Below are 26,006 nucleotides of genomic sequence, written 5' to 3'. Positions count from 1 at the left end.
GCCCCTGGTCCGTCGCTACGAGCGTGTCTCAGTAACCGGCAACCTGTCTACGGTTCGTGATCATTCATACGGGATGATCACGGTATGCATGGTGGCGATGGGCTGTTCGAGGTCGAGCCGGTCGGGAAGAAGCGGCCGATGGGTCCTGCGGCGGCGGTGGACAAGACGTTTCGGGAGTTCGATCCGCATCAGGTCCTGCTGCTACCGCCGTCGCTGGACGACTGGCTGCCCGAGGACCACCTGGCCCGGTTCGTCGCCGACCTGGTCGACGAGGTGCTCGACCTCGGACCGGTCCTGGCGGACTACACCGAAAAGCGCGGCTATCCGCCCTACGACCCCCGGCTGATGGTGCGGCTGCTGGTCTACGGCTACACCACCGGCGTCCGCTCCTCCCGAGCGATCGAGGCCCGCCTGGCCGACGACGTCGCGTTCCGGTTCCTGGCCGCCGACCAGGCCCCGGACTTCCGCTCGATCGCCCGGTTCCGCCGCCGCCATCTGGACGCGCTGGCGGGCCTGTTCACCCAGTCGCTGCACCTGGCGCAGAAGCTCGGCATGGTCAAGATGGGCCGCGTCGCACTGGACGGCACCAAGCTGGAGGCCAGCGCCTCCAAACACAAGGCGATGAGCTACGGCCGCCTGATCGACAAGGAAGAGCGGATAGAGGCCGAGATCGCCCAGCTGGAAGCGAAGGCCCAGGCCCTGCTGGCCGACGCGGAGGCCGCCGACGAAGCCGAGGACCAGTCCTTCGGCGTGGACGGCAAGGAGGTGGACCTGCCCGCCGAGCTGGACCGGCGTGAGAAGCGCCGGGCGAAGCTGCAGGCCGCCCGCGCGCAGATCGAGGCCGAGGCCGCCGACAGCGACGGCGCCTACATCCAGGCCTACAACGCCCAGGCCGTTGTCGACGAAGAACACCAGGTCATCACCGCCGCCGACGTGACGACCAACCCCTCCGACGCGCTGAACTACACCACGATGCTCGACCAGTCCGCCCAGAACACCGGCGCCCACCCCAAGCAGGCGCTGGTCGACGCCGGGTACTGCTCCGAGACCAACCTCGAAGGCGCGAAGGAGCGCCAACTGGCCTGCGGCACCGACACCTTCATGGCCACCGGCCGACTCGCCCACGACGAGCAGGTCCCGCCCGCTCCACGCGGACGCATCCCCAAGGACGCCACACTGAAAGAGCGCATGGCCCGCAAACTGCGGACCAAGCCCGGCCGCAGGACCTACAGCCGCCGCAAAGCCATCGTCGAACCCGTCTTCGGACAGATCATGACCTGCCAGAACGGCCGCCAACTCCAGCTGCGTGGTGAAGACGGCGCCCGCGGCGAGTGGCGACTGCTGGCCGCCTGCCACAACCTCCGCAAGATCTTCCGACACGCCGGGTCCGCCGGCCTGGCCGCGGCGATCGGCTGACCAGCCGGGCCGACCGGCCCCGACGGCCGAAATCCCAGCCCAGGCCAACCGCCCCACACGCCAGCCACGAAGCCACCAGCCGGGCGACTGGGATCGACCCGCCGATCCGGCCCCCGGCCAGTTGCTCGTTACTGACCCACGCTCCTAGCAGGCCCAGCGCCGACAGGAAGGAGGACCGCCCCATGACCACACGCTCCCCGAGTCAGCCATGGCGCACGCCGGCATTGTTCAGCCTGATCTAGCGCGGATCCCCGGGCGTTTACGCCCGGGAGGAAGCGCTTCTCAAGATAGGGGTGACCCGCACGGGTGCACGGGTCCGCACTGTTGGCCTCAGTCGGGACGCTTCTGGTTCTCGATGTACTCCTTGATGATCGCCAGCGGTGCGCCGCCGCAGGACGCGGCGAAGTAGGACGGGGACCAGAAGTGGTCGCCCCACAGGTACTTGCGGATGTGGCCGGGGAACTCCTGGCGGAGCCTGCGGGCTGAGACGCCCTTGAGGGAGCCGACCAGTCGGGAGATGGCGACCTTGGGCGGATAGTGCACGAGCAGGTGGACGTGATCGCGCTCGCCGTTGAACTCCACCAGCTCGGTTTCGAAGTCGGCACACACGGCCCGCATGATCTCTTCGCAGCGCGTAAGGATCTCATCGGTGAAGGGGCCGCGCCGGTATTTGGGTGTGAAGACCAAGTGGGCGTGAAGGGTATAGACGACCGTGCGGCCCCTACGGATGTTGGGGTTTGGCTCCCAGCGTGGTGACATAGATCAACTGTAGTACGATGCCCGGCATGAAGATCGTGACGCAGGTGAAGCTGATGCCGGAGGCCGACCAGGCCGCCGCGCTGTCGGCGACCCTGCGCACGGTGAACGACCTGGCGTGCTGGGTCTCCGAGGTGGCGTTCGCCCATGGCGTGCCGCGTGAGTACGAGCTGCGCAAGCACACGTACCCGCGCCTCAAGGCCGAAGGGCTCGGGGCGCAGGCGGCGCAACACGTGATCAAGAAGGTGCGCGATGCGTACACGACGCTGCACGCCAACATCCGCGCCGGAAACCTCGGCAAGCCGAAGTCGAAGCGCCGGATCAAGGCCGGGTCGAAGCCGATCACGTTCCGTCCCGAGGCTGCGCAGCCATATGACGACCGGTGTTTGAGCTGGCAGTACGACGCACAGACCGTGTCCATCTGGACAACTGCCGGGCGCCTCAAGAACGTCCGCTTCGTCTGCTCCGCCGACGCGCTCAAGACGCTCCGCGAGTACCGCAAGGGCGAGGCAGACCTGATCGAGCGTGACGGGGTCTTCTACCTGATCGCCACCTGCGAGGTCCCCGAGGCCAAGACGTACGAGCCGGACGGCTTCATCGGCGTGGACCTCGGCATCGTCAACATCGCCACCACGTCCACTGGCTACCAGGCCGCCGGGCGCGGTCTCAACCGGTACCGCAAGCGTCAGCTTGCCCTGCGGGCCAAGCTCCAGAAGAAGCGCACCAAGTCCGCCAAGCGCCGGTTGAAGGAGCGCTCCCGCCGCGAACAGCGGCACGTCAAGAACACCAACCACATCATCGCCAAGACGATCGTGACCGAGGCTGAACGCACCTCAGCCGGGATCTCCCTGGAAGAACTCAAGGGAATCCGGCAGAGGGTACGGCTCCGCAAGCCCCAACGGGTCGCACTCCACTCCTGGGCCTTCGCCCAACTCGGGGACTTCATCGTCTACAAGGCCAAGCGGGCCGGGGTGCCCCTGGTCTTCGTTGATCCCGCGTACACGTCGCAGACGTGCGCCGAGTGCGGCCACGTCGACAAGCGAAACCGTGTCGACCAGGGGCTTTTCATCTGCCGGGGGTGCGGGGTCGTTGCTCACGCCGACCGGAATGCTTCCCACAACATCGCCACCCGTGGCGAGATCGTGTGGAATGCGGGGCGTGAGTCACGCGTCCCTGCCACCCCATAGGGGTGTCTGGACGGAGGAGCCAACCCAGCAGCCAGTTGGGAGCTACCTCCAAGCCCGGTCCTTTAGGGCCGGGTCAAGTTGACGAAGGCGCCCCCATTCTCGCCCGCCCCGTTCGCCGCATCGACCTGCCGGCCGAAGCCGACCATGCCCGCCGCTTCGTCGGTGAACTCTTCGACGCCATCGGCCGAGTACGGCAACTGCACACGTTCGGCAAGGGCATGGGCATCGCCGCTCCCCCAATCGGCATCGACCGCTGCGCCGCCGTGGTCGTCCCGCCGGAACCCGACGCCGAGCCGATGGTTCTGCTGAACGCTTCCATCGAGGAGGCCTCCGCCGACCTGGACGAGCAGTTCGAGGGCTGCCTCAGCTTCTTCGACGTCCGCGGCCGGGTTCCCCGCCCTCTCAGCATCATCGTCGCCCACCGCGACCTCGACGGCAGCACGAGGTTGTCCCACTTCACCCAGGGAGAATGGCCCGCCTCGTTGGCCACGAGATCGACCACCTTGAAGGTGTTCTCTACCGTGAGCGCATGCGCCCGGGCGTCCTCCCGATCCCGGTCCAGGAGTACCGAGGCACCGGCCGACAGTGGCAGTACGGCTGAGCCAAGACCTGCTGCCCGACGCCGCCCCTCTCCATGAGTTGCCGCCGCGTCACCCAAGTCAGCGTGGTCGTCGCCTTGTCGGGCGCCGGTCATCGCGGCACCTTCCCGTCCTTGCACGCCGTAACGGTCGTGGCTTCTCTGCCGGCGAGGTGGGCGAGGGCAGGACAGGCACCGTCGACGTTGTCGAAGATCGGCGCTGTGAGCACAGCACTCTCCAGGAGTGGGAACAGTCGTTGAGGTCTTGGGCTCCCGGCCCTGCACCGCAGAACCCCACGTACGGCGAGCACGGCCGCTGCTTCGACGCCGCCCTCCGAGCCGCCCGAGCCGCGTCCGGAAACCTCTCTCGTACGGCGGTCCGGCCGCCTCCCCATGCCACACTGCGGACATGACGCATACGGCGAACGGCATGCACCAGTACGGCCGCGGTGATGACGCCGGACCGGCTCGGACCTCCTGGCCCCGGTACGGCGTGGATGCGCCGGGCTTCGTGTCGACCCTCGGTGCCGCCGCGGCGGTTTTCGGTCTGGCGTCCGTGCGGTGGCGACGGGGACGGGCGCTGACGGCGACCGCGGGCGCGTTGCTGACCGCCAGTACCGGCGTATACCTGCACACCACACTGCGCGGAAAGTTAGCCATCTGGGAGAGGGAGCTGGACCGGATCGGCCTCAAGGGCGACGAGGAGTTGCTGGACCTGGGATGTGGGCGTGGCGCGGTACTGGTTGCCGCGGCGAAACGGCTGCCGAACGGGAGGGCCGTTGCCGCCGATCTGTGGGCGGGCAAGGACCAGAGCGGCAATCGCCCGGAGATCACTCTCGCCAACGCCGCCGCAGCCGGGGTGGCGGACCGGGTGGAGGTGCACACGGCCGACATGACTGCGCTGCCTTTCGCGGACGACTCCTTCGACGTGGTGACCAGCGCGCTGGCGATCCACAACATCGAGCCGCCGGAGCGGCAGTACCAGGCGCTGGACGAGGCGATGCGTGTCCTGAGGCCGGGCGGCCGCCTGGTCATCGCCGACTTCTGGTTCGCCGCGCGGAGGTACATCGCCCACCTCGGCGGGGACAGCACCCTGCGCCCCTTGGGCATGGGCTACTGGTACGGGAGTCCTTGGCTCGGCATCAACCTCCTCGAGGCGACCAAGAAGGACTCCCAGTAGTGCCTGGGGGTCGGGGGGTGGGTTCGCGTCGGTCCGGGCCTGCCATCCTCGGCTGAGGGTGACGGCGGGGGAGCCAGGCCCGGACGGTGTGCAAGGCCCAGGGCAGCAGGGCGACCTCGGACGACTCGAAATCGCGGTGGCGACGGCACTGCGCGACACCTTCCTGCGACTGGTTCAGTTCCGTGCTGGTAGGCAGTGCACCGACACGTTGGCGTTCCCGCCCCCGAAACACCGCTGTTCGCGTCGCCCGGGTGGGCAGCGCGGCTGTAACCGCGCCCCGGCAGCCCCGCGGTCCTGCGGCCAGTGCCCGGAGCGACCGGTCGGTGAACTCTCCCGTACCGGGACACCGGCCCCGTCTCCCGATGGAGGTCGCGCGCCCGCGGCAGGACCATCTCCAGCAGCGCGGCGTCCAGGGGACACTCCGTCAAGGCGGAGCTCGGAGGGCCGAGACGGTAGCCGTCGCCCTGCCTGCGGACGACGCCTGGGGCCAGTGACCCGCCGACGACACGGTGCGCTGTGGACTTCGACAGACCGCTTTCTCTCGCGAGTTGACTGAGGGACAGCGTGCAGGCGCACCGACATTCCCGGGCGCGACTCCGTGAGGGAGGTTCAAGCCGAATCCGAGGTCCCGGTTCCGGCTCGCCGTTGGACGGGGTATCGGCGTCATTGGTGATCGACGGTGCCCCGGTCGGGACAGGGGTGGGTTCAGATGTTCTCGGACATCCTCTCGACGCCCTCGTCTGGTTGGCGAACAATGCTGCGCATCGGGAGTGTGGCGGGCTTCGGGCGGGTGAGTTCGTACTGCTCGGCAGCCTCGTGCAAACCAAATGGCTGGACGGCCCATGCGAAATACGCGCTATCAGTGATCCCCTGGGGGAGATTGCAGCCCGATTCGAGGGATGAGCATGCAGGCGGCCGCCGTGGACCGAGTGTCGACCGCTCCGGGTCCGGGAGTCGGTGTCTCTCTCGCGCAGGGACGGATCGCGGGATCCGATCCGACGTGTGCCCGTGTCCTGCCCCCGGTCCCGGTCGCCGGCGCTGCACTTGTCGGAACTCCGACCGAGCAGGGTGTGCGTGACCGAGCCACAGTTCGTGGCGGGGGCGGACGCAGGGCGGGCGCCGCGTTCGCGGGGCCAGTGCCGTGAATCTCTGGCCCAGCCAGGACGTTGTGGACGAATCGCGATCACGCAACGACCCCGGACGTGAGCGAGGAGTGCGGGGTGAGCCGGCTGAGGCGCCGGGCGCCCTGGCCGTGGCGTGCTCAGGCGGTCGCGAGAGCGCCGCCGTCCACCACGTACTCGGCGCCGGTGATACGGGAGGCACGCTCAGAGGCGAGGAAGGACACCAGATCGGCGACGTCCTCCGGCTCGCTGGTCCCCTTCATGGGGGCACCCTCCATCTGGACCATCATGTGCACCACCGAGTCGCTGTCCTGCCCGGTGGCGCCTTGGATGCTGTCCGCGACCAGGTCCATGGCCGAGGTCCGCACCAGCCCGGGGAGCACGCTGTTGACGCGGACGCCGTGCGGGGCGACCTCGGCGGCCAGGCCCTTGGCATAGTGGAGGAGCGCGGCCTTCGCTGCGCCGTAGTGCAGTAGGGCGCCGACCGGCCGCCGGGCGACTGTCGACGCCATCTCGATGATGACCCCGCCGCCCTGACGGATCATCGACGGCAGGACCGCCGCGTCCAGCCGTACCGCGGCCAGGTAGTTGCTCTTGAGGGCTTCCACCCAGTCCTCGTCGGGGATGGCGGCGTGACCGCCGAGGTGTGGCATGCCGCCGCTGCTGGCACCGCCGGCGTTGTTCACCAGGATGTCCACCCCGCCGAGTATGCCGAGGGCCGCGTCGGCGAGTTCACGCACGCCCTCCGGGGTGCTGGAGTCGGCGGTCACCAGGCGGACCGAGTCGGGGACCGGCGCCTCCTTGCGCGCAGAGGTCACCACGGTGGCCCCCTCGGCGACCAGCCTGCGGACGATGGCCAGGCCGATGCCGCGGGTGCCGCCTGTCACCAGTGCGCGCTTGCCTCGCTGGAGCGCCGCCGCGTCGTTCACGTGGGTCATGTTCTCTTCCTGTCCGCCGGGGTTCCTGTGGTTCCTGGTGATGTGCGCCGGTGTCCGTCATGGTCTTGCGGGGAGCGCGGCGCGACGGGGCGCCGCGTTCTCCTGTTCGCGCTCAGTGCCGTCCTTGCTCCGGCGGGACGGCTTTCGACTGCCGTTCCGCCGCGAGGTCCAGGATGTTGCGGTTCCCCTCGGTCCAGAGGATGGTCATCGCCAGCTCGTTGATGCGCCAGCCGGTGTCGGTGCGCACAAGGTGGAAGCGGTAGGTTCCGCCGATGCGCCACAGGGGGGAGCCCATGGGGTTGTCGAGGCGGTGCGTCGCCTGGAACGAAGTGGTGCAGTGCGCGGTGTCACCCTCGAACGACACCAGATGGTTGGTCATCAGGTGGTGGGAGGCGTCGTAGCCGCCGAGGACCGCTTCCCAGGAGTCGACGAGTTCCCTCGCGGTCACCGTGGTCGGTGAGCCGCCGAGCAGACTGGTGTAGTCCAGCAGGACCTTGGGGGTGAACAGGGTGACGGCTTCGTCCCATTCGTGCCGGTCGCTGTGCCATCCCATGCGGTCACAGATCTCGATGACGGCGTCGCGGTCGTCCATACGTGGTTCCTTACCTGTAAGTGCCGTGCAGGGCCGTGGAGTGCCCTGGGCCGGACCTGGGGGTTTGGATGGGTTCGGGGGCCCTCCAGGGCGGCTACCAGGTGACGGGGAGGTCGTGCAATCCCTCCAGCGTCATACCGACCTTCATGGAGACCTCGTCCATCGGCACCGCGAGCCGCAGCGTGGGGATCCGCTTGAACAGGGTGCCGAAGAGGATCTCCAGCTCGGCCCGGGCCAGGTTCTCGCCCAGGCACCTGTGGGGTCCGTGGCCGAAGCCCAGGTGGCCCTGGGTGTCACGGTGGATGTCGAAGGTGTCGGCGTCGTCGAAGACCGCGGCGTCGCGGTTGGCCGCGGCGGTGGACAGGATGACCCCGTCGCCCTCCTTGATGGTCCGGCCCGCCACCTCCACGTCGGCGGTCGCGACCCGCAGCGTCGTCAGGTCGGCGATGGACAGGAACCGCATCAGCTCCTCCACCGCACCGGGCAGCAGCTCCGGGTTCTCGCGTATCTCGGCGAGCTGGTCCGGGTGCTGGAGCAGGGTCAGGGTGCCCAGGCCGATCATGCTGGTGGTCGTCTCCTGGCCGCCGATCAGAAGCGCGACCATGAGCTTCGACACCTCGATCGAGGTCAGCTCACCGGTGTTCAGCCGCTCCGTGATGAGCGTGCTCAGCAGGTCGTCGCCCAGGTTCTTCTGCTTGGCGTCCACCACCTGCACCAGGTAGTCGAGCAGTTCCCGGCCGGCCGCCACTGCCTGCTCCAGATCCGGTGCCTGCATGATGCCCTGGGCGTGCACCTCGAACAGCTCGTGCTCTTCGTAGGAGATGCCGAGCATCCTGCAGATCACACGCGACGGCAGCGGCCTGCCCAGCACCGCGATCAGGTCGACGGGGGTCTCGAGCTGGAGCAGTTCGTCGATCAGCTCGTCGGCCATCCGCTGGATCATCGGACGTAACCGCTCCACCTGCTTGGCGGTGAAGCGCGGCAGCAGCATGCGGCGGCGTGCCCTGTGGCGTTCCCCGTCCAGCCCGAACAGTTCCTGGGTGAACTCCGGGAAGTTCTTCTCCCGTTCGGCGAGAATCGGGAATGCGGGATTGTCGTGGTCGGAGGAGAACATCGCGGCGTCGGCGAACATCGCTCGCGCCTCCGCATGCTGAGTCACCAGCCACGCGGTGCTGCCGTCGAAGAGCCGCACCTCGGCCAGCGGGCCCTGCTCGGCCAGCTCGGCGTATTCGGTCGGCGGGTGGTAGGGGCAGCCCCGCTTCATCGGGTACTCGTGCAGTTCGGGGCTGGTCACGGTCGGTTGTTCGGTCATGTCGGGGAACCTCTCTCGTCTCTGCTGTCGCTGTGGTGACGGTGGTGGGCTGGCCGAGGTCAGCCCAGTGGATCGATGGGACGGGTCGTGAGCCAGTCATGGACGGCCAGCGCGGCTGTGGCGGCGTTGTCCTCCACGATCGTGAAGTGATCGCCGGGTACGTCCCGGACGGCCATCGGGAACGCCGGTGTCCGTTTCCAGGCGTCGGCCGGCACCTCGGGTGCGCCCGGCACGGCCGGCAACGCGGAGGCGGCCTGGACCAGCAGGTGGGGCGCGCGGGTCGGAGCCGGAGCGAACTCGGTGAACAGCCGCAGGTAGGCGCCCATCGCGGTCCACCGCACATGGTCGATCCGGCCGAACGCCTCTTCGCGGTCGAACATGCCCCGGGTCAGCGCCGGCTGGATCAGCGGGAGCCGGCTGTCAGCGAAGTACGTGTCCAGCAGTACGACGCCGGCAGGGTGGTGGCCCGTCCGCTCCAGGTGGACCGCTACCGCGTTGGCCAGCCAGCCCCCGGAGGAGTAGCCGACCAGGACGTACGGTTCTCCGGCCGCGTGCCGCAGCACCGTTCGGGCCTGCGACTCCACCATGGCGTCGAAGTCGGCGGGCAGCGGCTCGCCTTCGATGAAGCCCGGCACCTGGAGCGCCGACACTCCGCGGACACCCGTGAGCGCCGTGCCGAAGTGGGCGTACTGGAGCGGGCTCGACGAGGCCCCGACCGTCGGGAAGCAGAGCAGGACGGGGCGTTCGGGTCCGCTCGCCAGCCGCACCGGCTCCCGGTAGGTGTCGTCCCCGGCCGAGAACGTCGGCCGGAGCCGGGAGGCGGCCGACAGGAACGCGTTGCCCTCGTGGATCCGGCCCTGGGCGACGGCCGCCCGGTACAGGACGTCGATCGTGTCCTGCGGTCGAGACGCGTCGTCGGCCCCGGCGGCCGGGGCTTCGTCCAGCAGGTCGTCGAGCCGCTCGGCGAGCCCGGCCGGGGTGCGGCTGTCGAACACCACAGTGGAGGGCAGCCGCAGGCCGGTCGCCCCGCCGAGGGCGTTGCGCAGCTCAACCGCGGTCAGCGAGTCGAAACCGGACTCCAGGAACGGTCCCGAGGCGTCCAGGGCCTCGGGACCGGTGTGCCCCAGGACGCTCGCGGCGTGGGTGAGTACCAGGCCGAGCAGTTCCGTGCGGCGCTCCTCGCCGTGCAGGTCCGCCAGCCGGTGCCGGGCCGGCACGGGGGCGGGAGCCGGCGCTGCCGCGGGCACCAGCCCGGCGAGCAGCGGTGGTACGTCCGTGCGCTCCGCAGCGCCGCGGAGCGCGACGGTGTCCATCTGCAGGAGGACCACCGCGGGCTCGTCGCCGGACCGGGCCGCGTCGAACAGGTCCAGGGCTTCCTCGGCGGAGAACGCGCGCACCCCGTTCCGGGCGAGCCGGGCCAGGCCGTCCGCCCCCAGGGCGCCGGTCATGCCGCCGTCGCCCTCCGCCCACGGGCCCCAAGCCAGCGATACGGCCGGCAGTCCGCGGGCCGTGCGGTACCGGGCGAGCGCGTCCAGGAAGGCGTTGGCCGCGGCGTAGTTGGCCTGGCCGCCGGCGCCGAGGATCCCGGCCGCGGAGGAGAACAGCACGAATCCGGCGAGGCCGACGTTCTGGGTCAGCTCGTGCAGGTGCCAGGCCGAATCCAACTTGGCCTGCAGCACGCTGTCGACCTGCTCCGGGGTGATCGACGTCAGCACGCCGTCGTCGATCACCCCGGCCGCGTGCACGACCAGGGTCAGCGGATGCGCGGCGGGGAGGCCGGCGAGGAGTTTCGCCAGCGCCTGCCGGTCGCCCACGTCACAGGCGGCCACGGTGGCCTCCGCGCCCAGCTCGCGCAACTCCGCGACCAGTTCGGCGCTGCCTTCGGCGGCTGGGCCGCGGCGGCTCACCAGCAGCAGACGGCGGGCGCCGTGCCGCTCCGCCAACCGGCGGGCGACCTGCCGCCCGAGGCCCCCGGTGCCGCCGGTGATCAGCACGGTTCCCCGCGGTTCGAACGCGGGCTCCGGATCCGTGCGGAGGGCCGGCATCCGGGTGAGCCGGGGCACGAAGAGCCGACCGGCGCGGACCGCCAACTGCGGTTCGCCGGTGGCGAGCGCGGCAGCCAGGACGTCTGCGGAGGCGTCAAGGCCGTCCAGATCGATGAGCGCGAACCGGTCCGGATGCTCCGTCTGCGCGGATCGGACCAGGCCCCACACAGCGGCGTGAGCCGGCCTCGGCACGTCGTCCGCCGGCTGTGCGGCCACCGCCCCTACGGTCACGAACACCAGCCGTGCCCCCACGGCCCGGGGCTCACCGAGCCACCGCCGCATCGCACCCAGCGCGGCGTGCACGGCCTGGTGACCCGCCTCCACGACGGTCCCGCGGTGCGGGCCCACGAGGACGGCGACCACGTCCGGCACCGACCCGTCGGCCGGGGCGCCGGCAGCCGGGTTGCCGTCGGCCCCGTTCTCCCTGGCGGCTCCGGTTTCTGCGGCGACGGTGAGCGGGCCCGCCAGAAGGGCCTCCACCGGGTCCGGGTGGTGGCTCACTCGGTGGCCCTGGGACGTCAGAGCCGTGGCGAGGCCGGTGGGGATCGGGCCGACCAGCGCGCAGTGTCGGACCGGTGCCGTCCCGCGGGCGGTGATTTCCGTCCAGTCGACACGGAGGACGGCGTCCTGCCGGGCCCGTTGCGCCGCCCGGATCTGCTCGCGGGAGAGGGGCCGCAGTGCCAGGTCACCGACGGTGACGACCGGGCGGCCGTCCGGGTCCCAGGTGGTCAGGGTCAGACTGCCGGGGCCGGCCGGGGCGAGCCGGACCCGCAGGGCCCGCGCCCCGGTGGCACGCAGCGTCACGGCGCTCCAGGAGAACGGTACGACCGCCCCGTCCCCGCTCTCCGTCGGCCCACCGGTACCGGCACCGGCAGCGGCGCCGTGCAGCGCCGCGTCGAGCAGTGCCGGATGCAGCCCGAACCGGACGGGCCCGCCGATGTGCTCCTCGGGCAAGGACACCTCGGCGAACACCTCAGCGCCGTGCCGCCAGGCCCTCCGCACGCCTTGGAACACCGGCCCGTAGCCCAGGCCCGCGGCGCCGAGGGCTTCGTAGAGACCGGCCACCGGGACGTCGACCGCGCCCGCGGGCGGCCACGCCACCGGTGCCTCCGGCTGCTCGCCGCCGGCGGCTGTGAGCAGCCCGGCGGCATGCCGGGTCCAGGGTGCCGTCGCGGACACGTCCTCCGGCCGCGAGTGAATGCTCACCGGCCGGCGCCCGGCGTCGTCCGGGACGCCCACCACCACCCCGACCTGCACGGCACCGTCTCCTGGCAACACCAGCGGCGCCTCCAGGGTGAGTTCCTCGATGTCGGGCCGGTCTGTCTCGCGGCCCGCCGTCAGCGCCAGCTCCACCAGCGCCGCGCCCGGCAGCACGGGGGCGCCGAGCACCGTGTGGTCGGCCAGCCAGGGCAGCGCCGCCGTCGACAGTCGGCCGGTGAACAGGGTTCCTTCGCCCGTCGGCAGCTCCGCGGCGGTGCCCAGTACCGGGTGTGCCACGGCCCGCTGGCCGGCCAGGTGCGGCTGTCCCGCCCGTTCCTCGGCGGTCGGATCGAGCCAGAACCGGCGGCGCTGGAAGGGATAGGTGGGCAGGTCGACCAGGTGTGGTCCGGCGTCCGGCAGACACGCCGCCCAGTCCACCGGCACACCCCGCACGTACAGCCGGGACACGGCCGTGACGAGCGTCTCCTCCTCCGGCCGTCCCGCCCGGATCGTCGCGGTCACGGTCCCGCCGTCGTTCTCGGAGAGGTAGCCGTCCACCATCGGGGCGAGCGCCGCGTCCGGTCCCACCTCCAGGAACGTGTCGACGCCGCGGGCCCCGAGGGTGCGGACGGCGTCGAGGAACCGCACCGCGTGCCGCGCCTGCCGCGTCCAGTAGTCAGGGGAGCGCAACTCCTGTGCCGTGACCTCCTGTCCGGACAGGGTGGACACCACCGGGATGCGTGGCGCCCGGAAATCCATCCCGGCGGCGACCTTGCGGAACTCCTCCAGCATCCCGTCGATATGAGGGGAGTGGAACGCGTGGCTCACGCGCAGCCGCCGGGTCTTGCGCCCCCGCCCCGCCAGCTCGGCGGCGACCAGGAGGACCTCCTCCTCGTCACCGCTGACCACCACCGCCGACGGACCGTTGACCGCAGCGAGGGCGGCCCGGCCGTCCAGGTCCGCAAGGAGCGGCAGCACTTCGTCCTCGCTCGCCTGCACCGCCACCATCGCACCGCGAGGGGGCAGTTGCTGCATCAGCCGGCCGCGCTCGGTCACCAGCAGCGCCGCGTCCGACAGCGACAGGACGCCGGCGACGTGGACAGCGGCCAGCTCGCCGATCGAGTGGCCGGCGACGAAGTCTGGCCGCACACCCCATCGCTCCAGCAACCGGAACAGCGCCACCTCGAAAGCGAACAACGCCGGCTGGGCGTACCCGGTCCGGTCCAGCAGCCCGTCCGGCCCGCTGCCGCCCAGCATGAGTTCCTTCAGCGGCCGATCAAGACGTGCGTCCAGCTGCTCGGCGACGGTGTCCAGGGCGTCGGCGAACGCCGGGAACGCCGCGTAGAGAGCCTGTCCCATCTCCTGGCGCTGACTGCCCTGGCCGGTGAAGACGAAGGCCAGCTTCGGCCGGCCGGCCACGCCTCGCACCAGACCGGGCGCGGTGGCCCCGTCGGCCAGTGCGGCCAGGGTCCGGCGCAGCGTGGTCCTGTCCCGGGCCACCGCCACCGCGCGGTGTCCGAGCGAGGGGCGCCGGCTCAGCGAGCGGGCGGTGTCGGCGAGTGGGACCTCGGTCCGCTCGTCGAGGTGCGTCAGCAGGTCGCGGGCGCGAGCTCGCAGCGCCTCGGCGCTCCGGGCGGAGAGCGTCCACGGTGTCACGGCGCCCGTGTCGAGGACCTCTGCGGCGTCGGCGGGACGCCGCTCGGCGGCGGGCGGCGCCTCCTCCAGGATGACGTGGGCGTTGGTGCCGCTCACGCCGAACGACGAGACGCCGGCGCGGCGTGGCCGGCCGAGATCGGGCCAGCTCCGGTTCTCGGTGAGCAGCCGGACGGCGCCGGCCGTCCAGTCCACGTGCGGGGTCGGTTCGTCGACGTGCAGGGAGCGCGGCAGCACGCCGTGCCGCATCGCCATCACCATCTTGATCACCCCGGCGACCCCAGCGGCGGCCTGGGTGTGCGCGATGTTCGACTTCACCGATCCCAGCCAGAGCGGGTGGTCCGCGGGCCGGTCCCGGCCGTACGTCGCGAGGAGGGCCTGTGCCTCGATCGGGTCGCCGAGCCGGGTCCCGGTGCCGTGTGCCTCGACGGCGTCCACGTCGGACGGCGCCAACCGGGCCCGGGTCAGCGCCTCGCGGATCACCCGCTGCTGCGAGGGTCCGTTCGGCGCGGTCAACCCGCTGCTGGCACCGTCCTGGTTGACCGCGGAGCTGCGGATCACCGCAAGCACCGGGTGACCTTCGCGCTGTGCATCCGAGAGCCGCTCCAGGACCAGCATCCCGGCACCCTCGCCCCAGCCGGTGCCGTCGGCCGCCGCGGCGAACGACTTGCACCGGCCGTCCGCGGCCAGACCGCCCTGCCGACTGAACTCCACGAACACCCCGGGCGTCGACATCACCGTCACCCCGCCCGCCAGAGCCAGCGAACACTCGCCCGAGCGCAGCGAGTTGGCCGCCAGGTGGAGCGCGACCAGCGATGACGAGCAGGCGGTGTCCACGGTCAACGCGGGTCCTTCGAGGCCGAAGGTGTAGGACAGCCTCCCGGACGCCACGCTGCCCGCGCTGCCGTTGCCGAGGTAGCCCTCCAGCTCCGCCGGCGCCTCCCGCAGCCGCCCGCCGTAGTCGCTGTACATCACTCCGACGAACACGCCGGTACGGCTGCCGCGCAGTGCGCCGGGGTCGAGGTGTGCCCGCTCGAAACCCTCCCAGGCCAGCTCCAGCAGCAGCCGCTGCTGCGGGTCCATCGCGAGTGCCTCGCGCGGGCTGATCCCGAAGAACTCGGGGTCGAAACCGGCGCAGTCGTCAAGGAACCCGCCCACCCCGGAGTGTGATGTGCCCGGCCGGTCGGTGCCGGTGCCCAGCAGCCGGCCGATGTCCCAGCCCCGGTCGGCCGGCAGCGCGGACAGGGGGTCGCGGCCGTCGCTGACCAGCCGCCACAGTTTTTCCGGGCTGTCCGAACCGCCGGGGTACCGGCAGGCCATGCCGACCACGGCGATCGGTTCCCTGGCCTTCGCCTCCGTCTCCTCCAGGCGCAGTCGCGTCTGCTGCCCCTCCGAAATCGCCCGCTTGAGGTACTCACGGAGCATGGTCTCGTTCGTCATGGGTTCCGCTCCTTCCGCACGATCGGCCCGACGGGTTCACTTCGCATGAAGGAAGCGGTTGTCGACGAGGTCGAAGAGCTCGTCGTCGGTCGCGCTGTCCAGGCCCGGGTCCGGGGCGGGCCCCGACCCGCCGGTCAGTTCGGCCAGCAGTTCCGTCAGCCGGGTCACCGCCTGGTCACGTACCTCGTCCCGCAGGTCTGTGCCGCGCAGCCGGCCGGTGAGCCGGTCGAGTGCGGCGGTGACGGCCTCCTCGGCGCGCTCCTCGTCTCCGCCGAGCAGCGTCTCCAGCCGGCTGGCGACGGCACGCGGGGTGGGGTGGTCGAAGACGAGGGTGGTCGGCAGCCGCAGCCCGCAGGCGGCGGCGAGCCGGTTGCGCAGTTCCACCGCGGTCAGCGAGTCGAAGCCCATCTCCAGGAAGCCGCGGGTCTCCGGGACGTCGTCCGCCGACCGGTGTCCCAGCACCGCCGCCGCCGTGCCGCACACCAGATTCAGCAGGACCCGTTCGCGCTCGTGGCCGGAGAGACCGTCCAGACCGTCGAGCACGGACACTGCGGCGTCGCCCTGCGGCCCTGTCAGGGCTGTCGGGCGCGCACCGGGGCCGGCCAGCGCCCGCAGCAGCGGCGGTACGACGCCTGAGGCGGCCTGGGCGCGAAGGGCCGCGGTGCTGACCCGCATGGGCGCGAGGACCGCCGTCCCGTCCGCCAGTGCCGCGTCGAAGAGCGCCAGGCCCTCCTCCGACGTGAGTGGCCGCATCCCGGACCGGGCGATCCGCGCGAGGTCCGCCTCGCTCAGATGACCGGTCATCGCGCTCTGCCGTTCCCAGAAGCCCCAAGCCAGCGAGAGCGCGGGCAGGCCGCTCGCCCGGCGGCGCTCCGCCAGCGCGTCCAGGGCCGCGTTCGCCGCGGCGTAGGCGCCCTGCCCGGCCGTGCCGAGCAGCCCGGACGCCGAGGAGAACAGCACGAACGCGGAGAGGTCCAGGTGCCGGGTCAGGGTGTCGAGGTGCTGTGCCGCGTCCGTCTTTGGGCGCAGCACCCGCTCCAACCGGTCGGAGGTGACCGAGGTCAGCACCGCGTCGTCCAGTACACCGGCAGTGTGCACCACCGCGGTCAGCGGGGCGTCCGCGGGGATCCGCGCCAACTGCGTGGCCAGGGCGTTGCGGTCACCGACGTCGCAGGCGGCCACCTCCACGTCGGCACCGAGTGCGGACAGCTCCGGCACCAGCTCGGCGGCGCCCGCGGCGGCCGGGCCCTGACGGCTCAGCAGCAGCAGGCGCCGGGCTCCGTGGGCGGTGACCAGATGCCGGGCGATGAGGGTGCCGAGCATGCCGGTGCCGCCGGTGATCAGCACGGTGCCGTCGGCGAACGGCCGCCGGTCCCGCGCCCCTTCCGGCTCCGCCGGCTTGTCGGTGCGTGTGAGGCCGGGGTGCAGGACCGTGTCGGCGCGCACCGCGGTTTGCGGCTCCCCGGTGGCCAGCGTCGCGACCAGCTGCTCGGGGGAGAGCCGACCGGTGTCGGTGTCGACCAGGACGAACCGGCCGGGGTGCTCGGTCTGGGCGGTCCGGACCAGGCCCCAGACAGCTGCCTGCGTGTCGTCCGGGACGTCGCCCGGCCGTGCCGCCACCGCGCCGTGGGTCAGCAGCACGAGCCTGGACGCGCCGAGCCGCTCGTCGGCGAGATACGCCTGGAGCAGGCCCAGAGAGTGCTTCAGCGTCGTACGGACGGAGGGGGCGTCGGCGACGGAGCCGGAGGGGGCGGCGGAGTACGCGGCGGCGATGGCGGCTGGGGTGCAGGACACCACCACCGCGTGCGGCACCGGGCCGCCGGAACGGACCTGGTCGCTCAGAGCGGCGAGGTCGTCGTACCGGGGTGTCCCGTTCCGCCGGTCGGCTGTGCCGTGCCGGTCCGTCCCGCCGTCTCCGCGGATGTCGTCGGGCCCGTCGAGACCGGGGACCGGTCCCAGCAGGGCGTACCCACCGTGCGGTGCTGGCCGCCCCGCGGGCGCGGCCGTCCACGCCAGCCGCAACAGTCCCTCGCCTGCCGTGCGGGTGGCGGAGAACTGCGCGGGGTCGACCGGACGAAGGGCCAGGGAGCCCACCGAAGCCACTGGATGCCCGGACGGGTCGGTGAGCGTGAGTGACACTGCGCCCGCTCCGGCGGGCGACAGCCGGACGCGCACCGCCGACGCCCCGGTCGCGTGCAGTGAGACGTTGTTCCAGGAGAACGGCAGCCGGGCCGCGGGCCGGTCCGCCGGTTCGGCGCCGTCCTCTGGGCCGGTCAGCGCGACACTCTGCGCGGCCGCGTCCAGCAGAGCGGGGTGCAGACCGAACGATGCGGAGCCGGCGAGCAGTTCGTCGTCCAGCCGTACCTCGGCGAGGACCGTGTCCCCGAGCCGCCAGGCCGCCCGGAGCCCCTGGAAGGCCGGCCCGTACGCGTAGCCCTGGCCGGCCAGCCGGGTGTAGTGGTCGCCAAGGTCGACCGCGACCGCGCCATCGGGCGGCCAGGTTCCGCCCTCCGGCACAGCCACAGCCGGCTCGTCGTCGAGCACACCGGTCGCGTGCCGGATCCAGGGCTCGTCGTCCCCGGTCCGGGAGTGCACGCTGACGGCCCAGCCGTCGTCCTGGCTCTCTGCCACCACCTGGAAGGTCGTCTCGCCCTCCGCGGACAGAGCCAGTGGCGCCTGCACGGTCAGCTCCCGTACCCGCTCCGCGCCCAGCAGCCGGCCGGCGTGCGAGGCGAGTTCGAGGAAGGCGGTGCCAGGGAACAGCATCGTGTCGTGCACGGTGTGGTCGGCGAGCCACGGCTGAGCGCGGACCGACAGCCGCCCGCTCAGCACCAGACCGTTTCCGGTTGCCGTGGCGACGACCGCCCTGACCAGGGGATGGTTGCCCGGCGCGAGTCCGGTGGCCGCGACGTCCAAATCCGCTTCGCCGTCCACCAGCCAGTAGCCGCGACGCTGGAAGGCGTACGTCGGGAGGTCCAGTCGGCGGGCGCCCCGGCCCGCGAACAGCCGCTCCCAGTCCAGGCGGACACCGCGGGTGTACAGCCGGCCCGCCGCCCGCAGGAATCCCTCCATGCCGCTGTCGTCACGGCGCAGCGACCCGGTGACCAGGACACCGTCGGCCCCGGCGTCCTCCACGGTCTCCTGAACCGGCACCGTCAGCACCGGATGGGGGCTGATCTCCAGGAAGACGTCGTAGCCGCCGTCGGCCAGTTCCCGGGTGACCTCGGCGAGCCGGACAGGCCGACGGAGGTTGAGGTACCAGTACTCGGACCGGTGTTCACCGGCGTCCAGCAGGGTCCCGGTGACAGTGGAGAGGAACGCCGTGCGCGGGGAGTCCGTCGTGATCCCGCTGAGCGCGCCGAGCAGTTCGTCGCGTACCTCCTCGACCTGCGCGGAGTGCGAAGCGTAGTCCACCGGGATCCGGCGTGTCCGCACCCCTTCCGCGACGCACAGGTCGGTCAGCTCGGCCAGCGCGGCCACGTCACCGGACACCACGACCGAGAAGGGGCTGTTGACCGCAGCCACCGAGAGCCTCGCACCCCAGGGTGCGACCAGGGCGGCGGCCTCGGTCTCGCCCAGCGCGACCGTGACCATGCCGCCCCCGCCGGCCAGCGCGCGCAGCGCCCGGCTGCGGACGGCCACCACCCGGGCCGCGTCGTGCAGCGAGAGGGCACCCGCTACGCAGGCTGCGGCGATCTCGCCCTGGGAGTGGCCCACCACCACGTCCGGGCTGACGCCCACCGAGCGCCACAGCGCGGCCAGCGACACCATCACCGCGAAGAGCGCGGGCTGGACCACATCCACCCGCTCCAGCCAGCTCGCGTCGGTCCCGCGCAGCACGTCCAGCAGCGACCAGTCCACGTACGGCGCGAGCGCCGCCTCGCACTCCTCCATGGTCTCCCGGAAGAGCGGGGAGGTGTCCAGCAGACCAGTGGCCATGCCGGCGAACTGCGCGCCCTGGCCCGGGAAGACGAACACGATCCGGCGCCGGGCGGCAGTGTCCGCCTCCACCGCGCCGGACCCCGCCCCGGCCGTGACGACCGCCGGTGACTCCTCACCCCGGGACAGTGCCTCCAGCGCCTCCACCAGGCGGGTCCGCCCGGAGCCGACCGCGACAGCCCGGAACGGGAGGGCGGACCGGGTCGTGACAAGGGAGTGGCCGATGTCCGCTGCGGTCGCCTCCGGGTGGGCGCCGGCGTAGGCGGCCAGCCGCGCCGCCTGGTCCCGCAGCGCCTGCGCGCTGCCGGCGGACACCACCCACGGCGTCGCGGACACCGGCGTCGCGGGCACGGCCCTGGCGGTGCCCGGACTGTCGCCGTCTGTGCCGCCCGTGCCGTCTGCGGCAGGCCACTCGCCTGTGGTACCGGCACCGTCGGTGGGTGGCACGTCCGCCGTGTCGGGAGCCTGCTCCAGGATGACGTGGGCGTTGGTGCCGCTCACGCCGAAGGAGGAGACGCCCGCGCGGCGCGGGCGGCCTTCGTCGGGCCATGCGCGCTCCTCGGTGAGCAGTCGCACCGCGCCGGCCGTCCAGTCCACGTGCGGGGTCGGTTCGTCGACGTGCAGGGAGCGCGGCAGCACGCCGTGCCGCATCGCCATCACCATCTTGATCACCCCGGCCACTCCGGAGGCCGCCTGGGTGTGCGCGATGTTGGACTTCACCGAGCCCAGCCAGAGAGGGTGGTCCGCGGGCCGGTCCCGACCATATGCCGCCAACAGCGCGCGGGCCTCGATCGGGTCGCCCAACGTGGTCCCGGTGCCGTGTGCCTCGACCGCGTCGACTTCGCTGGGCGACAGCCGGGCGGCGGCCAGCGCCGACTCGATCAGCCGCTCCTGCGACGGACCGTTGGGCGCGGTCAGGCCGTTGCCGGCACCGCCGTGGTTGACCGCGGAACCGCGGATCACGGCCAGCACCGGATGCTCCGCGCGCCGCGCGTCCGCCAGCCGCTCCAGCACCAGGACGCCCGCGCCCTCGCCCCAGCCGGTGCCGTCGGCCGCCGCGGCGAAGGGCTTGCACCGGCCGTCCGCCGCCAGGCCGCGCTGCCGGCTGAACTCCACGAAGGCGTTGGGCGTCGCCATCACGGTCACCCCGCCCGCCAGTGCGAGCGAACTCTCGCCGGAACGGAGCGAGTTGACCGCCTGGTGCAGGGCGACCAGGGAGGAGGAACAGGCGGTGTCCACGGTCACCGCGGGGCCGGTCAGACCGAGGACGTAGGAGGTCCGTCCGGCCGCCACCGCCGCGGTGCTCCCGGTGATCCGGTACCCGGCCACCTCGTCGCCCGGGCTCACCCGCGCGGGGAACGCGTACCCCTGGTGCGTCAGTCCGACGAAGACCCCGGACCGGCTGCCGCGCAGGGACGCCGGATCGATGCCGGCCCGCTCCAGAGCCTCCCAGGTGACCTCCAGCCACAGCCGCTGCTGCGGGTCCATCGCCAGGGCCTCGCGCGGGTTGATCCCGAAGAACTCGGCGTCGAACCCCGACGCGTCGTCGAGGAAGGCTCCGGCGCGCACATAGCTCTTACCGGGGCGGCCCGGCTCCGGGTCGTAGAGGTCCGCCTCGTCCCAACCGCGGCCCCCGGGCAGGTCGCCGACCGCGTCGACCCCGTCGGCGACCAGGCGCCACAGGTCCTCCGGGGACGCGACCTGCCCGGGAAAACGGCACCCCATGCCGACGATCGCGACGGGTTCGTGGTCCCGCTGCTCGACGGCGTCGAGGCGGGTCCGGGTCTGCCGCAGTTCGGAGGTGACGAGTTTCAGGTACTGGCGCAGTTTGGGCTCAGCAGGGCTGGTCATGAGATTCCGAGCTCCTTGTTGACGATGTCGAACATCTCGTCGTCGGTCGCCAGTAACAGGGCGTCGCCGTCGGCTGCTTCGTCGGCGAGGCCGGGCCGGTCCCACTTCCACAGCAGGGTCCGCAGGCGGGCGACGACCCGGGCGCGTGCTTCGTCGCCCGGGGACAGCGCGTCGACCGCGCTCTCCAGTCCGTCCAGTCCTGCCAGGACCGAATCGTCCCCCGCGCCGTCGGGGCGGACGGCCGTGTGCAGGTGCCGGGCGAGGGCGGCCGGAGTGGCGTGGTCGAAGACCACGGTGGTGGGCAGGTCAAGACCGGTGGCCTCGTTGAGCCGGTTCCGCAGCGTCAGGGAGGCCATCGAGTCGAACCCGAGGTCCTTGAACGCCGACGTGGCGCGGACGTTGTCCGCCGAGCGGTGCCCGAGCGCGTCGGCGGCGTGGGTGCGGACCAGGTCGAGCAGGACCTGTGACTGCTCGTCCGCGGGCAGGGCCGCGAGCCGCTCCCGCAGGGCCCCGGCGCCCAGGGGCCCGGCCGCTGGGCGCAGGGCGTGCCGCGCCTCGGGCAGGGCGGCCAGGAACGCGTGTGAGCAAGAGCCGCCGTAGGCGGGTGCGAACCGCTCCCAGTCGAAGGCGGCGAAGGCCGTCGTGGTCTCGTCGCGGTCGAGCGCCGCCTGAAGACCGGCGAGCGCGGTTTCCGGATCCATCAGAGGGACACCGCGGCGGCGCAGCAGTTCGCCCGCGTCGGCGGCCATACCGGCGCCGGCCCACGCACCCCAGGCGATCGAGGTCGCGGCTTGTCCGCGGTCCCGGCGGGCGCCGGCCAGGGCGTCGAGGGAGGCGTTGGCCGCCGCGTACGCTGCCTGCCCGGAGTTGCCCCACAGCCCGGCGCCGGAGGAAAACAGGACGAACGCGTCGGGGGAACGGCCGGGGACCGACCCGTCGAAGACGGCGTCGAGGTTCCGGGCGCCTGCCAGCTTGCCGGAGAGCACCTCGGCGAAACCCGTGAGGCCGTACTCGGACAGCGGCGTCTCCTCCTGGACGGTGCCCGCCGCGTGCACGACGGTGCCGACCGGGTGCTCCGGCGGCAGTGCTGCCACGACACGACGCAGGGCGCCCTGGTCGGCGAGGTCGCAGGCGGCGATGGTCACCTCGGCGCCCAGCCGGGTGAGTTGGTCCTTCAGCTCAAGTGCGCCGGGGGCGTCGGGTCCGCGGCGGCTGAGCAGCAGCAGGTGCGGCACGCCCTGGGCGGCCAGCCAGCGCGCCACCCGCGCGCCGAGTCCGCCCGTGCCGCCGGTGACGACGGCGATGCCCGTGGGCCGCCAGACCCGCCGCACCGGTGCTTGGGCGAGCGGCGAGCGCACGAGACGGCAGCCGAGCACCCTGTCCGCCCGCACGGCCACCTGGGTCTCGCCGTCCGGCGCGGCGAGGACTGCCAGAAGCCGGCCGAGCGCCTCCTCGTCGACCGTCTCCGGCAAGTCGGCCAGGCCTCCCCACCGCTTGGGCCATTCGAGCGCAGCCACCCGGCCGAACCCCCAGACGCCGGCTTGCGCCGGACGCCGTACCGGCTCGGGGCCGACGGTCACCGCGCCCTGGGTGAGACACCACAGCGGGGCACCGATCCCGGCGTCACCCAGTGCCTGCCCCAGCACCACCGTCGCGGCCAAGCCCCGGTCCAGGCCCCCTGACGGCTTCCCGGGCCGGCTCCCGTTCGGCAGCGGCCGTTCGTCCAGGGCCAACAGGGACACCACGCCCGTAAGCAGCCGGTCGGCGGCGAGGCCGCGCAACCGGCGGGCGAGTGCCGTACGGTCGGCCCAGGTCGCCGCGTCGAGAGTGAGCAGGCGGACGTCGTCCGCCCCGGCATCCCGGCATGCCGTGAGCAGTCCGTCCGCCGCGCCGTCGACCGCATCCGACGTGACGATCAGCCAGCTGCCGGAGAGCCGAGAGGCGCCGGACACGGTCAGGGGCGTCCACTCGACGCGATACCGGTGCTCGTCCACCCGGGCCGCCGTCCGGTCGCCGCCGACGGCCTCCAGCCAGTACCGGGTGCGCTGGAAGGGGTAGGTCGGCAGCGGCACACGCCGACCGCCGCCACCGGCCAGCACGTCCGCCCAGGTCACCCCGGTACCCGGCACGGCGCCCTGGACGTGCAGCTGTCCAAGCGCCGTGAGCAGCGCCTGCTCCTCGGGTTCGTCCCGGCGCAGGGCGGCCGCGAAGACGCCGCCCGCCGCGCATTCCTGGGCCATCGCCGCGAGCACCGCGTCCGGGCCCAGCTCCAGGAACGCGGTGACACCCTCGGTCTCCAGCATCCGGACCGCGTCGAGGAACCGCACAGTCTCCCGGGCGTGCCGCACCCAGTAGTCCGCCGTCCCCAGCACTCCGGCGTCCACCAGGGCGCCGGTGAGCGCGGACACCACCGGGATCCGGAGGGCACTGAAGGAGAGGCGGCGCACCAGGGCGGCGAACTCCTCGGCCATCGCGTCCATGTGGGGCGAGTGGAACGCGTGACTGACCCGCAGCCGTTTGGTGCGGCGGCCCAGCCCGGCGAAGTACGCCACCACGTCCGCGACCGCGTCCTCGTCCCCGGCGACCACCGCCGACGAGGGCCCGTTCACCGCTGCCAGAGCTGCCCGCCCGGACTGCTTCGCCAGCAGCGGCGCCACCTCCTCCTCGGTCGCCTCCACCGAGCTCATCGCGCCGCCTCGCGGCAGCGACTGCATGAGCCGACCCCGGGCCGCGACCAGCGCGGCGGCGTCCGCGAGCGACAGTCCCCCCGCTACGTGCGCCGCGGCGACTTCGCCGACCGAGTGACCGGAGACCACATCGGGCCGTACGCCCCATGACTCCACCAGCCGGTAGAGCGCGACCTCGACGGCGAACAGCGCGGGCTGCGTCCAGGCCGTCTCGTCGAGCAGCCCTTCGGTCCCCGAGGCGCCCAGCACCACGTCTCGCAGTGGCCGGTCCAGATGCCGGTCCAACTCGGCGCAGACCGCGTCGAAGGCCTCGGCGTACACCGGATACCGCGCGTACAGCTCCCGCCCCATGCCGGTACGCTGCGCGCCCTGACCGGTGAACAGGAACGCCAGACGGCCCTCGGAGACCGTGCCCCGGGCCCCCGCGACGGGTGCCGCGCCCGCCGCGAGCCTGCGCAGCTCCCGTTCCAGTCCGGCCCGGTCGGCCGCGACGACGACCGCCCGGTGCTCGAACGCCGGCCGGGTGACGGCGAGCGAGTACGCCACGTCGGCGAGGCGGAGCCCGCGGTTGTCCGCAACGTGCCGACGCAGCCGCTCGGCCTGGTCCCGCAGCGCCCCCTCGTCCCGGCCCGACAGTAGCCACGGCAGCGGGGCGTCCCCGGTCCCGGCCTGCTCCCCGGGATCTCCTGCCGGGAGCTCACCGGCCTCCTCGCGGGCAGGCTCCGGGGCTTCCTCGAGGATCACATGGGCGTTGGTGCCGCTGATACCGAAGGACGACACCCCCGCGCGGCGTGGCCGGCCCGGGTCCGGCCACGGCCGGCTCCGCGTCAGCAGCTCCACCGCCCCGGTCGACCAGTCCACCTTGGTCGACGGCTCGTCGACGTGCAGGGTCCGGGGGAGCACCCGGTGCCGCAGCGCCATCACCGTCTTGATGACGCCGGCGACACCCGCTGCCGCCTGAGTGTGCCCGATGTTGGACTTCACCGAGCCGAGCCAGAGCGGGCGCTGCCGGTCCCGCCCGGCCACCGCGAGGATCGCCTGCGCCTCGATCGGATCGCCGAGCGGCGTGCCGGTGCCGTGTCCCTCGATCGCGTCGACATCCGCCGCGGAGAGCGCCGCGTCGTCCAGTGCCTGCCGGATCACCCGTTGCTGCGCCGGGCCGTTCGGAGCCGTCAGACCGCTGCTCGCGCCGTCCTGGTTCACCGCGCTGCCGCGTACCACGGCCAGGATCGGCCGCCCGCTCCGGCGGGCGTCCGACAGCCGCTCCAGGAGCAGCACGCCGGCTCCCTCGCTCCACCCGGCTCCGTCCGCCGCGTCGGCGAAGGACTTGCAGCGTCCGTCCGGGGCGAGCCCCCGCTGCCGGCTGAACTCCACGAACGTGGACGGTGTCGCCATCACCGTCACACCTGCGGCGAGCGCCAGCGAGCACTCGCCGCGTCGCAGCGCCTGGGCCGCCAGGTGCACGGCGACCAGCGACGACGAGCACGCTGTGTCCACCGTCACGGCAGGGCCCTCCAGGCCCAGCGTGAACGAGATCCGGCCGGAGGCGACGCTGCCCGCGCTGCCCGTGCCCACATACCCCTCGACCTCGTCGGTGACCAGGCCGGGCCGTGAACCGTAGTCGTGGTACATCACTCCGGCGAAGACCCCGGTCCGGCTGCCGCGCAGCGACAGCGGATCGATGCCGGCTCGCTCCACCGCCTCCCAGGACGTCTCCAGCAGCAGCCGCTGCTGCGGATCCATGGCGAGGGCCTCGCGCGGCGAGACACCGAAGAAGCCCGCGTCGAACTCGGCGGCGTCGTGCAGGAAGCCGCCTTCGCGGGTGTACGAGGTGCCCGGCTGGTCCGGGTCGTCGGCGAACAGCGACGCCAGGTCCCAGCCGCGGTCCGCCGGGAAGGCTGACACGGCGTCCCGGCCGTCCATGACCAGTTCCCACAGCTCTTCGGGTGAACCGACGCCGGACGGGAACCGACAGCTCATCCCGACGATCGCCACCGGCTCGGTCGCCGCCCGCGCGGCGTCGCGCAGCCGTTCGTTCTCCTTCAGCGCGGCCCGCAGTGCTTCGACCACCGCTTCGGACGGTGTGGTCATGATCCTGCTCCCTCTCCGTTC

11 protein-coding genes and 1 pseudogene are annotated in these 26,006 nt (G+C 72.4%); 5 read left to right on the top strand and 7 right to left on the bottom strand.

All coding sequences use genetic code 11. From position 1 onward, the window contains the following. Window positions 1-102: 102 nt before the first annotated feature. Complete coding sequence (locus tag M2271_RS05180; protein ID WP_280885962.1) at window positions 103-1,416, top strand: IS1182 family transposase; 1,314 nt, start codon at window positions 103-105, stop codon at window positions 1,414-1,416. 330 nt (window positions 1,417-1,746) lie between these two features. Here M2271_RS05180 and tnpA read toward each other — a convergent pair whose 3' ends face one another. Then, complete coding sequence (gene tnpA / locus M2271_RS05175) at window positions 1,747-2,175, bottom strand: IS200/IS605 family transposase (RefSeq protein WP_280885898.1); 429 nt, start codon at window positions 2,173-2,175, stop codon at window positions 1,747-1,749. Window positions 2,176-2,201: 26 nt separating this feature from the next. Here tnpA and M2271_RS05170 point away from each other — a divergent pair, with 26 nt between their 5' ends. The 4 genes and pseudogenes from M2271_RS05170 to M2271_RS05155 all read left to right on the top strand — a co-directional run bounded on the left by M2271_RS05170 (window position 2,202) and on the right by M2271_RS05155 (window position 5,116). Beyond that, window positions 2,202-3,359 carry a transposase gene (locus M2271_RS05170; protein ID WP_280885897.1) on the top strand — a complete coding sequence of 386 codons (1,158 nt, stop codon included), beginning with the start codon at window positions 2,202-2,204 and terminating at the stop codon, window positions 3,357-3,359. Between the two features lie 2 nt (window positions 3,360-3,361). Next, a pseudogene (locus M2271_RS05165) lies at window positions 3,362-3,757 on the top strand (peptide deformylase); the annotation flags it as partial. Window positions 3,758-3,828: 71 nt separating this feature from the next. Continuing rightward, window positions 3,829-3,960 carry a hypothetical protein gene (locus tag M2271_RS05160; RefSeq protein WP_280885964.1) on the top strand — a complete coding sequence of 44 codons (132 nt, stop codon included), beginning with the start codon at window positions 3,829-3,831 and terminating at the stop codon, window positions 3,958-3,960. 385 nt (window positions 3,961-4,345) lie between these two features. Next, a complete protein-coding gene (locus M2271_RS05155; RefSeq protein WP_280885896.1) occupies window positions 4,346-5,116 on the top strand; it encodes a class I SAM-dependent methyltransferase in 771 nt (256 codons plus the stop codon). Between the two features lie 1,261 nt (window positions 5,117-6,377). Here M2271_RS05155 and M2271_RS05150 read toward each other — a convergent pair. The 6 genes from M2271_RS05150 to M2271_RS05125 form a co-directional block, all read right to left on the bottom strand. Continuing rightward, window positions 6,378-7,175 carry an oxidoreductase gene (locus M2271_RS05150; protein WP_280885895.1) on the bottom strand — a complete coding sequence of 266 codons (798 nt, stop codon included), beginning with the start codon at window positions 7,173-7,175 and terminating at the stop codon, window positions 6,378-6,380. Between the two features lie 112 nt (window positions 7,176-7,287). Then, window positions 7,288-7,767, bottom strand: coding sequence for a nuclear transport factor 2 family protein (locus tag M2271_RS05145; protein WP_280885894.1), 480 nt, complete (start codon window positions 7,765-7,767; stop codon window positions 7,288-7,290). 94 nt (window positions 7,768-7,861) lie between these two features. Further along, window positions 7,862-9,079 (bottom strand): cytochrome P450, encoded by a 1,218-nt coding sequence (locus tag M2271_RS05140; RefSeq protein WP_280885893.1) that lies wholly within the window; start codon window positions 9,077-9,079, stop codon window positions 7,862-7,864. A 59-nt stretch (window positions 9,080-9,138) separates the two neighbouring features. After that, window positions 9,139-15,417 carry a type I polyketide synthase gene (locus M2271_RS05135; protein ID WP_280885892.1) on the bottom strand — a complete coding sequence of 2,093 codons (6,279 nt, stop codon included), beginning with the start codon at window positions 15,415-15,417 and terminating at the stop codon, window positions 9,139-9,141. Between the two features lie 36 nt (window positions 15,418-15,453). Further along, window positions 15,454-21,207, bottom strand: a complete 5,754-nt coding sequence (locus M2271_RS05130) for a type I polyketide synthase (RefSeq protein WP_280885891.1) — start codon at window positions 21,205-21,207, stop codon at window positions 15,454-15,456. Further along, window positions 21,204-25,985: a type I polyketide synthase gene (locus M2271_RS05125; RefSeq protein WP_280885890.1), complete on the bottom strand. Its 4,782-nt coding sequence runs from the start codon at window positions 25,983-25,985 to the stop codon at window positions 21,204-21,206. The genes M2271_RS05130 and M2271_RS05125 overlap by 4 nt, the downstream gene beginning before the upstream one ends. Between the last annotated feature and the right edge of the window lie 21 nt (window positions 25,986-26,006).

Origin of the sequence: Streptomyces sp. LBL, assembly GCF_029893585.1 — a bacterium.
Classification (GTDB): Bacteria; Actinomycetota; Actinomycetes; order Streptomycetales; family Streptomycetaceae; genus Streptomyces.
This window is presented reverse-complemented; position numbering and strand designations above follow the sequence as displayed.